Annotated in this window: 20 protein-coding genes and 1 tRNA gene; 5 read left to right on the forward strand and 16 right to left on the reverse strand. The window is 44.5% G+C overall.

Annotation, left to right across the window (positions count from 1 at the left end; all coding sequences use genetic code 11):
- Nucleotides 1–37: 37 nt before the first annotated feature.
- The 7 genes from I2G69_RS06875 to I2G69_RS06905 form a co-directional block, all read right to left on the reverse strand.
- Nucleotides 38–787, reverse strand: a complete 750-nt coding sequence (locus I2G69_RS06875) for a MerR family transcriptional regulator (protein ID WP_087371561.1) — start codon at nt 785–787, stop codon at nt 38–40.
- Nucleotides 788–1,020: 233 nt separating this feature from the next.
- Complete coding sequence (locus I2G69_RS06880; protein ID WP_087371558.1) at nt 1,021–1,785, reverse strand: SDR family NAD(P)-dependent oxidoreductase; 765 nt, start codon at nt 1,783–1,785, stop codon at nt 1,021–1,023.
- Complete coding sequence (locus tag I2G69_RS06885) at nt 1,785–2,396, reverse strand: TetR/AcrR family transcriptional regulator (RefSeq protein WP_087371555.1); 612 nt, start codon at nt 2,394–2,396, stop codon at nt 1,785–1,787. Before I2G69_RS06885 ends, I2G69_RS06880 begins: the two co-directional genes overlap by 1 nt.
- Before the next feature lie 317 nt (nt 2,397–2,713).
- A complete protein-coding gene (locus tag I2G69_RS06890; RefSeq protein ID WP_087371552.1) occupies nt 2,714–2,983 on the reverse strand; it encodes a hypothetical protein in 270 nt (89 codons plus the stop codon).
- Nucleotides 2,976–3,131: a hypothetical protein gene (locus tag I2G69_RS06895; protein WP_158095800.1), complete on the reverse strand. Its 156-nt coding sequence runs from the start codon at nt 3,129–3,131 to the stop codon at nt 2,976–2,978. The genes I2G69_RS06890 and I2G69_RS06895 overlap by 8 nt, the downstream gene beginning before the upstream one ends.
- A 21-nt stretch (nt 3,132–3,152) precedes the next feature.
- Complete coding sequence (locus I2G69_RS06900) at nt 3,153–3,443, reverse strand: hypothetical protein (protein WP_087371549.1); 291 nt, start codon at nt 3,441–3,443, stop codon at nt 3,153–3,155.
- Nucleotides 3,444–3,545: 102 nt separating this feature from the next.
- Nucleotides 3,546–4,187 carry a TetR/AcrR family transcriptional regulator gene (locus I2G69_RS06905; RefSeq protein ID WP_087371545.1) on the reverse strand — a complete coding sequence of 214 codons (642 nt, stop codon included), beginning with the start codon at nt 4,185–4,187 and terminating at the stop codon, nt 3,546–3,548.
- A 229-nt stretch (nt 4,188–4,416) separates the two neighbouring features.
- Between I2G69_RS06905 and I2G69_RS06910 the strand changes: the two genes are divergently transcribed.
- Nucleotides 4,417–5,037 (forward strand): hypothetical protein, encoded by a 621-nt coding sequence (locus I2G69_RS06910; protein ID WP_087371543.1) that lies wholly within the window; start codon nt 4,417–4,419, stop codon nt 5,035–5,037.
- Nucleotides 5,038–5,250: 213 nt separating this feature from the next.
- On the opposite strand, the gene I2G69_RS06915 is transcribed toward I2G69_RS06910, so the two are convergent.
- Together I2G69_RS06915 and I2G69_RS06920 are read right to left on the reverse strand one after the other, a co-directional pair.
- Nucleotides 5,251–6,549 (reverse strand): tyrosine-type recombinase/integrase, encoded by a 1,299-nt coding sequence (locus I2G69_RS06915; RefSeq protein WP_002586625.1) that lies wholly within the window; start codon nt 6,547–6,549, stop codon nt 5,251–5,253.
- 107 nt (nt 6,550–6,656) lie between these two features.
- Nucleotides 6,657–7,331 (reverse strand): helix-turn-helix domain-containing protein, encoded by a 675-nt coding sequence (locus I2G69_RS06920; protein WP_225363674.1) that lies wholly within the window; start codon nt 7,329–7,331, stop codon nt 6,657–6,659.
- A gap of 172 nt (nt 7,332–7,503) precedes the next feature.
- Between I2G69_RS06920 and I2G69_RS06925 the strand changes: the two genes are divergently transcribed.
- Both I2G69_RS06925 and I2G69_RS06930 read left to right on the forward strand, forming a co-directional pair.
- Nucleotides 7,504–7,719: a helix-turn-helix domain-containing protein gene (locus tag I2G69_RS06925; RefSeq protein WP_002586623.1), complete on the forward strand. Its 216-nt coding sequence runs from the start codon at nt 7,504–7,506 to the stop codon at nt 7,717–7,719.
- Nucleotides 7,720–7,953: 234 nt separating this feature from the next.
- A complete protein-coding gene (locus I2G69_RS06930) occupies nt 7,954–9,390 on the forward strand; it encodes a MobA/MobL family protein (RefSeq protein WP_002586622.1) in 1,437 nt (478 codons plus the stop codon).
- Nucleotides 9,391–9,443: 53 nt separating this feature from the next.
- On the opposite strand, the gene I2G69_RS06935 is transcribed toward I2G69_RS06930, so the two are convergent.
- The 6 genes from I2G69_RS06935 to I2G69_RS06960 all read right to left on the reverse strand — a co-directional run bounded on the left by I2G69_RS06935 (nt 9,444) and on the right by I2G69_RS06960 (nt 12,319).
- Entirely contained in the window at nt 9,444–9,611 is a 168-nt protein-coding gene (locus I2G69_RS06935; RefSeq protein ID WP_074141147.1) for a cysteine-rich KTR domain-containing protein, read from the reverse strand.
- Nucleotide 9,612: 1 nt separating this feature from the next.
- Nucleotides 9,613–10,005, reverse strand: a complete 393-nt coding sequence (locus I2G69_RS06940) for an arsenate reductase ArsC (RefSeq protein ID WP_002586621.1) — start codon at nt 10,003–10,005, stop codon at nt 9,613–9,615.
- Nucleotides 10,006–10,007: 2 nt separating this feature from the next.
- On the reverse strand, nt 10,008–10,385 hold the full coding sequence (locus I2G69_RS06945; protein WP_002586620.1) for a thioredoxin family protein: 378 nt from the start codon (nt 10,383–10,385) through the stop codon (nt 10,008–10,010).
- Nucleotides 10,386–10,403: 18 nt separating this feature from the next.
- Nucleotides 10,404–11,417 carry a permease gene (locus I2G69_RS06950; protein ID WP_138373303.1) on the reverse strand — a complete coding sequence of 338 codons (1,014 nt, stop codon included), beginning with the start codon at nt 11,415–11,417 and terminating at the stop codon, nt 10,404–10,406.
- A gap of 88 nt (nt 11,418–11,505) precedes the next feature.
- The gene (locus tag I2G69_RS06955; protein ID WP_002586618.1) at nt 11,506–11,814 is read right to left on the reverse strand and encodes an ArsR/SmtB family transcription factor; all 309 of its coding nucleotides are present in this window, start codon (nt 11,812–11,814) and stop codon (nt 11,506–11,508) included.
- 127 nt (nt 11,815–11,941) lie between these two features.
- Nucleotides 11,942–12,319 (reverse strand): TnpV protein, encoded by a 378-nt coding sequence (locus I2G69_RS06960; RefSeq protein ID WP_002586617.1) that lies wholly within the window; start codon nt 12,317–12,319, stop codon nt 11,942–11,944.
- 283 nt (nt 12,320–12,602) lie between these two features.
- Here I2G69_RS06960 and I2G69_RS06965 point away from each other — a divergent pair, with 283 nt between their 5' ends.
- A complete protein-coding gene (locus I2G69_RS06965) occupies nt 12,603–13,061 on the forward strand; it encodes a VOC family protein (protein WP_087371540.1) in 459 nt (152 codons plus the stop codon).
- Between the two features lie 158 nt (nt 13,062–13,219).
- A complete protein-coding gene (locus tag I2G69_RS06970) occupies nt 13,220–13,831 on the forward strand; it encodes a SprT-like domain-containing protein (protein WP_087371537.1) in 612 nt (203 codons plus the stop codon).
- A gap of 314 nt (nt 13,832–14,145) precedes the next feature.
- Here I2G69_RS06970 and I2G69_RS06975 read toward each other — a convergent pair.
- Nucleotides 14,146–14,221, reverse strand: a tRNA-Pro gene (locus tag I2G69_RS06975).
- Between the last annotated feature and the right edge of the window lie 781 nt (nt 14,222–15,002).

The following is a 15,002-nucleotide window of genomic DNA, read 5'->3' on the forward strand; positions in this document are numbered from 1 at the left end:
AGCATGGTTCGGTGGTATGGTGGGTCAATGTAGGCTTTTATTTTGTCATTTTCTGCATTTTTTCAATTTGTCCGGCCACATAGACCGCATTTTTCCGGGCCTCGGACAGAGAGGTAAGCAGCTTGTCGCACGCCTTAATAATATCGTCATCCTCATTCGGCGTATCAATGACTGTACGGATATTTGCGGCGGGATCATCGTTGATCGCCCGCAGCATCCGTAAAATGGCTGCCAGCGAGTAATTCGCGCAGCGAAGGGAACGGATGATCTTCAAGCGTTGTATATCCTTCTCCGAATAGACACGATAACCGTTCTCTCTGCGCTTGATTGTGAACAGGCCATTCAATTCCCAGTTCCGCAGCGTGTCTATGGTAACACCGAGAAAATCCGCAGCTTCTTTTCGCGTGAAGTAAATACCTGTATGTTCTTTTCCATCCAATCCAGCAAGTATTTTCCGGGTAATCTGAATTGCTTCCTCCGCATTTTTTCGTTCCTGATCCACTTGCTGGATATAGCGGCGGGTCAATGCGGCAGCTTCTCCATAATTTCCGGCAGCAGAAACCTTTATGATATTCACCGCCTGCTTTCTGAGTCCATTTTGAAGTACCTCTACCCGAAGTGCCGCACGCGCCAGCTTAAATTGCTCTATATGAAGATCGGTAAACACTCTGTATCCATTTGGTAAGCGTTCCGGCTTAGGGATAAGAGCGCATTTTTCATAGAGCCGGACGGTATTCACATGGATGCCAATCCGTCTGGCAATGTCGATGGTTTTATACTGCTTCATCCTATACACCTCCCATTCTGTTATACCACACTTTATAAGTCTGGTGTTAAAGTGTAGGGTTGACAGTGTAGCGGATTTTGAAGGAAAAAGCAAGCCTTTTGTAATGGGCCAATCCAAGCAAGGCAGATTAGCTCATTTTGGCAGGTAGAAGGCCCGCCTTGCTTTAAACATTAGATATATTTATGTTTTCTGTTTGCCAACTTGAATTTGTGCTAAATAAGTTATGCCTGCAATTATAAGTCCTTTTGACTGTTCATATATCTTGCAGCCATCTTCGACATCAGTTTTCCCATTTTAATCGGGCATAAATAACAGAGAAGAGTCTGAAGTTTTTGACCAAAACTATGACATATAATAAATCTCTTAGAAAAAATATGTTTCGCAATGCCATATCCGACTTTTTGAGGATCAGCCATGAATTCATTCGGTACTGGAAGAGGAGAAGCCGATTTTGTTCGGGTTAATGGTGGGTGGATAATATGAAAAGATATTCCGTCAGAAGCATATTCAATATTTAGACATTTCGCCAACGATTCTAAAGCACCTTTGGTAGAAGCGTAAGGCGATATTCCGATAAAGCCGGTCACTCCTACTCCGGAGCTTGTAAAAATAATTTTGCCCCTTTTTTGCTCCTGCATATATGGCAGAACACGTTTAGCCAAACGCAGTCCGCCATAATAATTCACATTGAAAACTCTTTCATACATATTAAGTTCTGTATCGTTCTCATTAGCAAAGGTACAAAGGCAGGCATTATGGATTGCAATATCTATGGAGGAAAAGACTGCAACGATTTCTTTTACAGCGGTATCTATCTGTATATCATCACACACATCTGCTTTACAGCACAAAAGCTGCTTTGGAAACACTTGGGCTAAGTCTTTCAAATGATCTGTTTCTATATCCAATACGGCAACCCTGTTTCCATCTTTGAGCGCCTGCTCTGTAAAGTAGTAGCCGATTCCTTGATTTGCACCTGTAATGATAATATTTGCCATTATGCCACCCCTATCTCGTTGAAAAATCTTTGAATATACTGATAAGCACTTGTGCGAAAAGCACTTTTACGCTCTTCGGTCAGTGTTCCGCTAAACAGCCACCTTTGAGCAAAGAATTGGATTGGCGCATAATACTTCACCGCCAAATAGTCGCTGTCTTTACCCTGGATAACACCCATCTGAATTAGAACAGAAAACACCTTGCTTTGAAAAGAAAGCGGTTCAGTAAACATCCAACGGTCATATACTTTCTGAACGGCGCTGTTTCTGAATTGCTCTATTAAGATCAAACGTATTACCTTGTTACAGAAGTTATCCATTAAATATCTATTAAAAAAGGTATCACACACAGTTTGATAGAAGTTTTCCGTTGCAGAAAAAGTTTGCTCTGCAAGTGCTGCATCTAATTGAGACATCATATCTCTTGCTTTTTCCTCAAACAAGCAAAGCAGTTCGTCAAAAATAGCCTGCTTATTTTTAAAGTAATAGTAGATAGAGCTTTCTTTGATTTGCACCTGTCCGCAAATGTCTCTGATTGATACCGCCGAAAAACCACTTCGAGAAAACAAGTCTAAAGAAACATCTAATATGCGTTGCTTTGTGTCGTTCATCTAATCTCCTCCCTTATCTAACAGTTGTTAGGTAAATTATACCTAACAACTGTTAGAATGTCAAGAGCGGCGGAAAGGAAATAATCAAAATATAGTTTGAAGAGAAAGCAAAAAAGCCTTGATTTTCCACCCGTGGTGTGTAAGCTGTGACTCACACAAGGCACAAGCACAAAAATGAAAGACGGAAATGACCGACTTCCATTTCAACGTACACATGAACGGGAAGATCACCTTTGAAATCCACTATGGGCCAATCCGCACAAGGCAGACTGGCCCATTTTGTTGCGGTAGGTAATAGGCTTGTTTTCACAACCAAATTACTTTCGTTTAATAAAGATCAATTCAGCAATTCCGGCAACAATAACAATACAACCACTTATCAAACATATTTTGGCGGCTGTAGTATTTCCGTTTTCGGTAAGTGGTATGGTACTTGCAATAAGCCCGGCACCAGTTAAAAAAGATATTGTTTTTGCAATCACGCGAACCGGACGATGTCGCCATGCTTTGTTAGCCGCTCCGTCAACAGTTTTCTCGATAGCGTCACCCATACGTTCCATTGCAATTTCAATTTTTTCTTCAGTCATTTTTCTCTCCCATTTCATTAGGCGTAGTTTTGTAAAAACTACTATTTGAGCTGGTGTATTTTCGGTTGATTGACAATATTTCAAGAATTGCCACCGCAGTTGTACCAGCGACTGCTACAAATTTCATCCAAAACCACAGTCTACGCATAATAGAACCTCCTCATTCACTTCATTTTCTTCTTAGTACGGCTATTTCTATAATCTGTGCCGCAATAACAACACCTCCACCGATTAAGCAAGCTTTTGCCGTCTTATGATACCCCTTTTCTTCCAATGGTACAGAGCTCGCCATAAGCCCCGCACCTGTTAAAAAGGTAAGTGTTCTTCCCACTAACCGTACTGGACGAAATCCCCACATGAAATCCATAGATTTGTCAACGACCGTTGCTGCACCTTCAACGACTGTTTCAACTGCATTTCCAAAGTGTTCCATTGCATTTTCAAATCTTTCCTCTGTCATAAAAGCGCCTCCTTTGATAGGTATTAAAAACCTAAAAATAATACCTGACGAACGAATGTAATTGCTTTATATAAAAGTACCTTTTGCAAGGCACTTTTATATCTATTTCAAAAGTTCTTCGACACGATGTTCAACAAGCTCTTTGAGTTCACTATTGAATAACGGTATTCCCATCGCATCCAAAATAGCGCTCATACAGTTAAACCTATTCATTATTTCTTTTTCGCAAGCCGGATATGTTGTTGGAGTCAGCCATAAATCACTCAATAGCGGAATAAGTTCAGACAATTCTTTTGCATATTCTGTATTTATAGATCCATCAGCTTGCCCCTCCTCAATTAGCGTTTGCCATAGTGGAGCAAGTAAGCGTCTGTCCGTATCAATCATTCCCGCTAAAATACGTGGATTCTTTAATACGGGAAGGGTACGTTTGCTTAATTCGGCCCTCTCTGTATCTTCATAATTGATTTTAATAACCTCACGCATTTTTTGTAAACCATTCAGATCTTTACGTTCTTTGACAAGAGTAAAAGGGTTATTATCGAAAAACATTTTCTCGCCCAGAGCATCCATTATTTCTTCTTTCGACTTGAAATGATGATAAATAGCACCTTTAGTCAACCCACCAAGTTCATTTACAATGTCTTGGATGGTTGTATTATCATACCCTTTTTCCATAAATAACCGCTGTGATACTTCAAGTATTTTTTCAACAGTTATTTCAGGATATTTATTCCTTGCCATCTTTATATCACCTCCCTAATTATCATTCGTTTGGTATGTTTCCATCATATCATCAAACGTCCACTTTGTCAAGATACATTCGTGCGGTATTTATATTTTTTACTTTGAGCAATTACATGAAAAGTTTACTTGAAATTTATAAAAAGCCTTGCTTTTCCACCCGTGGTGTGTAAGCTGTGACTCACACAAGGCACAAGCCCAAACACAAACATGAAAGGTGGAAATGATAATGAAAACAGGGAAAATCACAGCGAAACTGAGGGACGCGGTTCCGGTTTGCCTTATGGTAAACGGCGAGGAGGTCAAGCGGTACAAGAACATCGAGCTACCGGACGAGCTGAAAGAAGTGGAAATGACTGACTTCCACTTCAACGTACACATGGACGGGAAGATCACCTTTGAAATCCACTATGAGGAAGGCGCACTGCCGGAGGTATTCCCGGAGGCCCGCACCAGAGTAAGCCGGGCGGCGAAGGCCGCAGCCAAAGCCGCCGCACAGGAAAGTACAGAGGTTATGGCCGTGGAGACTGCCGAGCCAGAAATAGAGGCCGCGCTGGAAGAAAGCCCGCAGGAGATTGAAACCCCGGTAAAAAATCCCGGTGAACCTACCGCAGAAGAAAGCAGTCCGGGAGGCATTGAGGCCGCCTACAATGTGACAGGTGTACGGCGCAAGGAGCTGGTGGCAGCAGTAGGCGACTTCATTGGAGCAAAGCCGGAATATCTGAGAGCGCCGACATACGCTTTCGCAGTAGGAAGCTACAATATCGACAGAGAAGGAACATTGACTGGCCCGGAAAATCCGGCGCTGATCGAAAGCCTGAAAGAACAAGGCTTCATTGCTGCAGAGTAAAACGAGAAGGCCCCGCTTCGGCGGGGTCTTTCTTGAGTTATAACATGCTTCCCTTTTGTAGCTCGATATGCTATAATCAGAAAAACAAATTGGAATTTGCCTATCTAATCCTCAAAAACCATTGATTTTTCAAGGCTTCACGCCTGTTTTTCATTCAAACCTTATCTGTTTGCCCTTGTTTTTGCCCTTACGAGCCGAAACAAGGGCAACTTTTTATTCCCCGCCGACCACCTTATCCAGCAGCCTTGCGGAAGTGCGCTTCGCTTCCCTTGTAGAGTGAGCGTAGATGTTCATTGTGGTACTGACATCGGAGTGTCCGAGAAGTTCCTGCACATCTTTCGGCTTTGCGCCGCCGGAAAGCAGATTGCTTGTGTAGGTGTGACGGAGCGTGTGGAAATGGAAATCTTCAAGCCCTTTCACTTTCTTCTTTGCCGCCCTGCACATAATCCCTACCGTACTCGGCGCTTCATACGCCCCGTCTGCTCTCAGGCAGACAAAGGAGATTTCCTTGTAATCCTCCGGGACTTCCTCTGTCCTTTGCAGGCTGTAAACCTCATAATAGGTGCGCCCTTTTTCCTTTACTTCTTTGTAGTAGTTCAGGTGATAAAACTCCCCGTAGCGGAAACGGTTTTTGCGCTGTTCTGTTCTCGCCGCCCGCAGGATTGCCGCCAGCGTGTCGCAGAAATCAACGGTGCGGACTTTGCTCCGTTTTGTCGTTCCCACTTCGGTTGTGTGCCTTGTTCCGTTATAGCGCATGCTTCGGCGTACCGTGAGATATTGTTCCTCAAGGTTAATATCCTGCCAAGTCAAGCCGCATACTTCCCCGATACGAAGCCCCGTGTAGTACGCTATCTGCACAGGCAGCAAGGCGGGATTATCTTTTGCCTTGAGAAATTCCTCCAGCTTTTGGAACTGTTCATGGGTGATAGTAGGAATACTGGAAGTATCTTCCTCACTGTCCGAGAAAATATCCGTTTCCTGCTTCCTGCCCCTCAGCTTCACATACTGCATAGGGTTAAAGGTAATCAGTTTTTTCGGGAAAACCGCAAAGCGGAAGGAATTTTGCAACACCGCCGAGAACAGGAGCATATATCCTTTGCTCATGGGCTTTGAAGTTGTCCCGTCCGGGTTTGTCCCACCGTAGCTCAGAAAATCAATGAACGCCTGCAAATGGTCGGCGGTCACGGTTTTCAGCTTGCGTTTGCCAATGGGATATTGCTTGATACGGTTGACCGTTCCCTGATAGGACATGACCGTCCCGTTGCTTAAGTTGCCGGGTTTCAGTTCTTCCTCTACCCACATATCCAGCATATCGCCTACCGTGATGTTTTCCGCTTTCCCGACAAACTGCTTTTCCTCATAGTCCGCTATCGCTTTGCGGAGCATGGCTTCTGTTTCCGCCTTGCTCTCTGTGCCTGCAAACTCTTTCTGCACTTTTCTGCCGCTTTCATCTTCAATATAAAAGCGTCCGTACCACTTTTTGCCTTTCTTTCTTACAGAACCTTTTGCCATAGATAAAAAACTCCTTTCTATCCGTGGCAATCGGGACTGTGACATATGGTGTGCGTAAAGTAATTGTGTCACTTCCGCCAGTGAAAGTCAACTGGCGTCTTTACTTGTCAAGGTGCCACGGAATTTTCTTTTTCGGAAAGCCTTTCTTCGGCTTCCTCCACTATCCCGAAAAGTGCGCCCATCGACATTCTTGTGCGCCCCTCATCGTGGATATGTAAAATCCCGTCTAAAAACCGTTTCATATCCTCAATCGGTACTTCCATCTTCTTGCGGTATACCTGTTCCATGATTGCCCCGGACTCTATGGCGTACCGTCCAAGAGACTCTTTCAGCCCTTTGTCCTCCGCCACACGGTCAACTTCCTCCATAGCATCAGCAAAGTAGCAGGTCATAACCGTATACAGGTCAACCATCTTGCCGAGAAATGTCGTGAGAAGCTGCTGGTGCGGCTCGCCCTTTACTGTATAGGAAACTGTGTCCAGATATTTCCTGATGTGTTCCTCAATATCCCGCTGGCAAAGAGTATAGGTGTCATATTCCTTATCATCGGAAAGACCTGTCAGCCATTCGGGAGTTGTGAGCAACGCTTCCGCAAGACCGTTGATAACCATTGTGCGCTTCGGATCAACTCCGTCCGCTTCATACCGCTGAATGGTGGATTTGTTCACGCCTACACGCCTGCCAAGTTCCGGCATGGTAATGTTTAACTCTGTGCGGCGTTCCTTAATCCTCCTACCGACCTGTTTTGCGGTGAATGTGGTTTCTTTTTTCAAGGTGTTCACCTCCTGACTGGTATCAGTATAACACGCCGATACTTATTTTGCAACCTTTATCTCAATGAAAGTTGTAAATAAACTATGAATGGTTGCAAAATAGGTTGACAAGAGATGGCAGAATAAGTATAATGATAAAACAGTAGTTGCAAAATGAGTATTCTAAAAGGAGGTTGATAGAATGAGCGCAGTCAAAATGGGACTTACCATAGAGGAAGCCGCAGAATGTACGGGTATCGGCAGGAACACCATGCGGAAGCTGGTGGAATGGGGAAAGCTGCCCGTCCTCAAAGTGGGGCGCAAGACCATTATCCGCAGGGACACGCTGGAACGGTTTCTGACGGTCAATCAGGGAAGAAATCTTCTGAAGCCCGATGATGTCCGCAGAGTGGAATGACCATCCATTCTCTTTTCGGAAAGTAACCCTAAGCCCTCGGCGTTTGAGAGCGAAATACACCCCTCGCACAAATCTTCGATTTGTACTCCGGGTATTTCGCCCTTGCAGGGGGCTTCCGTATCAACCGCCTGCGGCGTATGATACGGGGCTGTCACCGCTGCCGCAGCGACAGCCACAACCGTAAACGGTTGCAAAAAAAGGACGCACCTTGACAACAGAAAACGGAGATGATGTATGCCGAGACACAGTTTTATCCAGATGTCAAAACTGCCCAATGTCAAAGGGCGAATATCGTATATTACAAGCCATGCAAGGCAGGAAAATCTCTATGCCACCTACCGCACCGCCGACAGCACCTTTTGGAGCAACCTTGCAAGGGAAAGCCAGCAGGAGTTTCAGCGCAGCGGCACAGAGGGCAAATGTATCGAAGCAAGGGAACTGATTATCGCCTTGCCCGAAATCTATACGCAATACGAGCCGCAGCAGGTACTCACGGACTTTACAGAGGAGTTCCGCAGGCGGTACGGTGTGGAGTGCGTGTCCGCCCTCCACCACAACAAGCGCAAGACAAATTATCATATCCATCTGATTTTCAGCGAGAGGAGGTTGCTCCCCGAACCTGATGTAAAGGTTGCTTCCCGCAGCGTGTTCTTTGACGAGACTGGAAAGCGTGTCCGCACCAAAAAGGAAATCACGGGGGAGGACGGGCAGATACGGAAAGGCTGTACCGTCATCAAAAAAGGCGAGGTATACGAAAGCCATCTGTTTACTACCAAAGATACACGCTTTAAGGGAGAGCCTTTTCTCCGAGAGATAAAGGAAGTGTATACAGAACTTATTAACTGCCATATCTCCGATCCTGAGCAGCACTTAAAGGTATTTGATAAAAACAGCGTCTATCTTCCGGCCAAGAAAATCGGCAAAAATAATCCCAAAGAGGACGAAATCAAAGCCGATAATGCCGCAAGGCAGGAATGGAACAGGACAGCGGATATGGCGTTATTATCAGGTATCTCCGAAGCAAAGATTTTAGAAGTCAAGCAGACAGAGATACACGAAAAGGCGAGCCAGTCTATCAAAAGCAAGGGCTGGCTGCCGGGTCTGTTCCGCAGTATCGTAAACAAGGCTAAGGACTTCCTGCAAAACTTAATCCGTGAACACGATATGCCGCCGAAGCCTGTCCTTGAAATAGATATGGCAGAGTTCCGTACCATGCAAAAGCTGATGATAAAGGCGCAGGATAAGGCGAAAGAAATCCGGCATTTGCAGGATACGGTACTTCCGAAGCTGAAACAACAGCTTGCCGATACAAAAGGGATTTTCAAGGGTAAGGAGCGCAAGGCGCTCACAGAGCAGATACAGCGGACAGAAAAGGAAATCGCTGAAAAGCTGGATAAACTGCCCGATGTTCTGAAAGAGGACGGTTATCCCGATGTGCAGGCGTACATGGCAACCTACCGTAAGGCGGAGGCTGTTGTGGAGCAGTTCAATCGTGACCTTGCCGCATGGGAGCAACAGGTCAGGGAAAAACAGAAACCCGCCAAAAAAGAGCAGGCAAAGCCGCCTGAACGAGAGAGCGTGCTGAAACGCCTGCGTCAGCTTCAGGCGGAGGGTAAGCAGAGAAACCAGCCGAGACAGAGAAAGAAATCCTTTGACAGAGACAGCCGATAGGCACGAAAAACCGCCGCTATGGTATCACCCATGCGGCGGCATACATAAAAATCTTATTTGTGTTCTGCAAGCGTGACTTTCATATCCTGAGCATTGATGCTTGTTTCCTTTTTGCACTTCGGACAGTAGAGAGGGAAGTTTCTTAATTCTGTATCTTCCCGTATCATTGTGCGAGTTTTATTGCCGCAGATAGGGCAATATATCCATTCTGTGGCTTTCATGTTACTTTTCTAATTTCAAGTCTTTTATTTTTTGAGATATTCTCTCAATGACCTGTATAAAACATTCATCACTTTTGCCCGTCGGATCGGGAAGTCCCCAATTATCATCAAACGCTCTACCGATATAGGGACAACCGACATCACACCCCATTGAAATCGCAATATCGGGCGTAGGGATTTTATCAATCGTCTTGCTATACTGGCTTTGCTCCATATCTATCCCATAAAGCTGTTTCATAAGCCGCACAGCGTCCTGATTGATTTGTGATTTTGTTTCTGTTCCGGCAGAATAGAAATCAAACTTATCTCCCGCCAAATGTTTTCCAAGTGCTTCTGCAATCTGACTGCGGCAGGAGTTATGCACACAAATAAAGGCTACCTTTTTCTTATCCATCGTTAAAACCCCAGCTTGTGCAGCAGAGCAACCACATCAGCAGCTTTCAAAACCTTACCCATAGCAACAACCTTTTCGTTGACAACAAGGGCAGGCATACTCATAACACCGTATTCCATTACTTTCTGCATATCGGTAATGTATTCGACCTCTACGGAAAGTCCCATATCCTTTACTGCCTGCTTTGTGTATTCAAATTGTTCGTGACAGGATTTACAACCTGCCAACACTTTGATACAGCAGATTTCTCCCTCTTTCAAATCAGGACAGCAATCGTTTGTAATGCTTTCTGCTTCGCTGGCAGCACAACCGCAGCTACAAGCGCAAGCAGGTGTTTTCTTTTCTTCTTCCTTTTTCTTTCCAAAGTTAAATAATGCCATAATAATAACCTCCTAAAATTAAACAATTAAATATTGTATTGCGTTGAAAAGATAGCCTACAATAATAATACCAGCAGCACATATTCCAATGAAAATACCAAGCAGTTTCGGTTTGACCGCCTTACGAAGCATAATCATCGAGGGGAGCGAGAGCGTTGTAACGCCCATCATAAAGGAAAGGACAACGCCGAGCAAAGCGCCTTTCGCCAGCAGAGCCTCCGCAATCGGGATTGTACCGAAAATATCCGCATACATCGGAATACCGACTATTGTGGCAATAATTACGCCAAACGGATTATTTTCGCCAAGTGCTTTGACAATAAATTCTTCAGGAATCCAGTTGTGAATGAAAGCACCAATGCCCACGCCGATCAGAACATAAGGAGCAACCTTTTTAGCGGTTTCAACAACCTGTTCCCACGCAAATTTCATACGGTCTTTGAAATGCAGTTCCTCCTGCGGAACATCAATCGAGTGACCGTTTCGGATATATTCTTCCACTTGATTATCGAGGTGCAACTTTTCAATTAGCGTTCCGCCAGCCACAGCGATTACCAAACCGAATATTACATATAAAACAGCAACTTTCCAGCCGAAAATACTCATCAGTAAGACAAGGCTTCCGAGGTCAACCATCGGCGAAGAAATCAAAAAGGAGAATGTAACGCCAAGCGGCAAACCTGCGCTTGTAAACCCGATAAACAACGGAATGGAAGAACACGAGCAAAACGGTGTTACCGTACCGAGCAGAGCGGCGATGATATTCGCCCATATTCCGTGAAATCTGCCGAGTATCTTTTTAGCTCTTTCGGGCGGGAAATAACTTTGAATATACGAGATAATCAAAATCAAAACGCCGAGCAGTACCATAATTTTTACAGTATCATAGATGAAAAACTGAACACTTCCTCCTATTTTGCCCGTGGTATCTAAACCGCAAGCGTTCAAAAATGTTTCAATGAGGCGATTCAGCCAGTTCATACCAAGGACTTCATTTTGAAAAAAGTCCCAAATTGTTTTTAGTGTCTCCATAAAAAGCCCCTTTCATATAGTTATATTGAAATATGTCGATTTATCGTCCCGAATATAAGCCGTGCGGAAAAGCAATCAATAAACTTCCTCACTTTTCACAGCACGACTTGTTTTCGCTTTCAACATCAAGTGTTGTCAACTGCCGCAAACATTCTTTTGCCTGCTCCACACCTTTTTCTGAAATAGAATAGTGTGTCCATTTTCCCTCTTTGCGCCCGACAACTATTTCAGCGTCACAAAGAATTTTCATATGGTGGGAAAGCGTAGGCTGCGTGACATTGATTTCTTCTAGCAACTTGCAAGCACATTTTTCACCTGAACGCAGCAGTTTTATAATCCTAATGCGGTTTTCATCACAAAACGCTTTGAAAATTGCCGCAATTCTTTTTTCATCCATCTCTCTCAATCACCTCCTATAGATAAATGTCTATGTGTTATTATATGCAACACATAGAAAAATGTCAATATATTTTTTTGATTTAAGTGAAACAGCGGTAGGAAAACTAAATCCTACCGCTGTCTTCTTATGCAAAGATGATTTCTTTTTCCACAATCTCCTTTGCACACGCCCGTATGTTATTCATTCTCTGTGTCCATTCCAAAGCGTTTTCCGCCTTTAACTGCTCCGTAATACCCTGCACCCGTTTCATCTGCTCTGTGAGCCTTTCCATGCGTTCCTGCGCCTGCCTGTCGATGTCAGCAAGGTAATTGTTCAGTCTGCCGCTTGTGAACAAGGTTATGTAGGTGGCTCGGCGGTATTCTTTCAGATACCGCAAGTGCCGCTGTCCCCACAAACCAATAGGCTGTTCTTTTTCGGCTGGTAAGATAAGACATGGGATATAATAATCTCCTTGCAGTTCATACCACAGACCATTTTTATCATCGTAAATGTACTTGTCCATTGAAAAATCCTCCGTTATAATATATTCGCACATACATCACAGTTCTCCGATTGCCACACTTTGTTATATCTTGTTATGAGATTTTCTTGCCCTTGTATTTGCCCTTATGAGCAATGAGGGAAAGAGTAAACTTGTGTGTAACCGTATAAAGAGATAAGGCAGACACATTGCGATAAATCCTTTGTTTTCAAGGCTTTTGGAGGATTTTATTAAAACACTGTAACCTCTGTTGAGAGGTCATAATTTACTGATATTCAAATTGGAATTTGTGGAGGTGGCGAAAATGAAATTGAAAAATCCTATGCTGGTAGTAACAGATATAGACAAATCAGTTGAGTTTTATAAAAAGGTTTTCGGGCTTCATGTGATTATGGATTTTGGAGCAAATAAGACTTTAACAGGCGGTTTGGCTTTGCAGACAGTTGAAACATATAAAGACTTTATTGGAAAAAGCGATATTTCTTTTGGTGGCAATAACTTTGAAATTTACTTTGAAGAAGATAATTTTGATGAATTTGCGGATAAGCTGAAAAAATGTGATGTTGAATATGTCCACCCTATTGTAGAACATTCATGGGGACAGCGTGTTGTTCGTTTCTATGACCCAGATAAACATATTATCGAAGTTGGCGAGAACATGAAAATAGTATGCAAGCGTTTCTTAAACAGTGGAATGACACCAGAACAAGTAGCAGAACGCATGGACGTACCTATGAAATTTGTCAATGCCTGTATGCGATAAATCCTAATTTGCTGTTTTGATTAGCCCCGCTTTGGCGGGGCTTTTCCTATCCTCAGTGAAAAAGATATGTTTTAAGACCTTTAGAGCTTGCTTTTTGACCGGTGGTGTGTAAGCTGTCACTCACAGAAATAAAACATATCTTTAAGGAGGACGCAACCATGCTGCAAATATCTGAAATCGTAAGAAAAACCGAGGAAATGTTCGACCTGTTCAACGAGCATTTTTACGAAGGCGAGTTGAGCCGCCCGGCCATCACTGTATCGCCGGACGGAGGGCGCGGGGCTTATGGCTGGTGCAGTATCAACGAGATATGGAACGCCAGCGGCGAGAAGTATCGGGAAATCAATCTTTGCGCCGAGTACCTTGACCGGCCCATCTTCGAGCTGGCAGCCACGCTCCTGCATGAGATGGCGCATCTCTACAATCTGGTTCATGGCATCCAAGACGTAAGCAACAACGGCTATTACCACAACCAGAAATTTAAGGCCACCGCTGAGGCCCACGGCCTGCATATCGAGAAGCACGCCAAGTATGGCTGGACGGCAACGACGCTGGCCCCGGAGGCGGAGGCATGGATCAGAAAAACTTTGGGCGAGGACAAGATCAACGCCAGCCGCTTGCCGGTGGAAGGCACCACCAAGGGCGGGAGTAAGAAATCCATTAACCGCAGCATCAAATATGTTTGCCCCTGCTGCGGCACCATTATCCGGGCAACGCGGGAGGTCAATGTAATCTGCGGGGATTGCGGAGAGGCTTTCGAGCGGGAATAAGAAAAAAGCGGGGGCCGCGAGGTTCCCGCTAAATTGTTCTCATTGAAAGAGGTGGTGCTGTCCGGGAGCGGATACTTTTTAGCGTTTCCTCGTTTCTGGCATATACGGGCCGGACAAGGGTGTGCAAAAATGAGCCGCCATGGGATTATGTGATCGCCGCAATAGGAAGCGGGCTGATGGCGGCTTGTTCCACCGAGTCCCCGGAAAACAGAAAAAGCCCGGAAAGCCCACAATATCAGGCTTTCCGGGCATAGATACAAAAACAGCCCTCCGATTTGGAAGGCTGTTTTTGTATTAAAGGTTGTTCCTTAATATGGTCCGAGTGACAGGATTCGAACCTGCGGCATCCTGCTCCCAAAGCAGGCGCGCTACCAACTGCGCTACACCCGGATATAAAGTTGTGGGGTGGCCCGGGCGTATTCTCCCAAAGCAAGCGCGCTACCAACTGCGCTACACCCGGATATGGAATTTTCCAACTGTGGTCAAATATGGGGTCAACGCCGGTTTTTGACCAGTTCCCGGCAAGGGGCAAAACTCCGTCCGCCTTAGCGTCCCAGAGCTTTCCAGGATTTGGGGGAAGTGCGGCTCGAACTCCGGCCTCACGCACCCAAAGCAGGCGCGCTACCAACTGCGCTACACCCCGATTGAAAAACAACATCTATTTTCAGTTTTCTTATCGCAATGATACACAAATTATGTAAGCACATAATAAAGTGTATAGCTTTATTATTATAGTGAAAACCACATAGAAAGTCAATATCTCCATGGAAAAGACTTGCAATTTAAGGAAAGGTTCGTTATAATGAGTAGCGTAAATTTACAGAAGAACTCTATATTCCGATAAGATTTTGTAAATGCGGGTATGGCGGAATTGGCAGACGTGCTGGATTTAGGTTCTGTCATCTCAGTGAAAAAATTTTATAAGTGGATATGGTTCAATTTCTTTCAGATTGTTGATGTTATGCTTCATTCAGTCTGAATGATTTGTTGAAACTAGGACTTGGTTGACTAATGGGGAAAAAGACGATGTTTATGATTTTTCAAACAAGGTTCTAGTTGAATAGGTGAAATCTGAACGGACAGTATTAAGAAAATGTAGGTTTGTCAAACATCTTGTACAGCGAGAGATTCAAAGAAAGCAGCAAGTTTTTCTTTCGGGGAGAGCCAGGCA

Origin of the sequence: Anaeromassilibacillus sp. D41t1_190614_C2 (assembly GCF_015558525.1) — a bacterium.
Classification (GTDB): domain Bacteria; phylum Bacillota; class Clostridia; order Oscillospirales; family Acutalibacteraceae; genus Anaeromassilibacillus; species Anaeromassilibacillus stercoravium.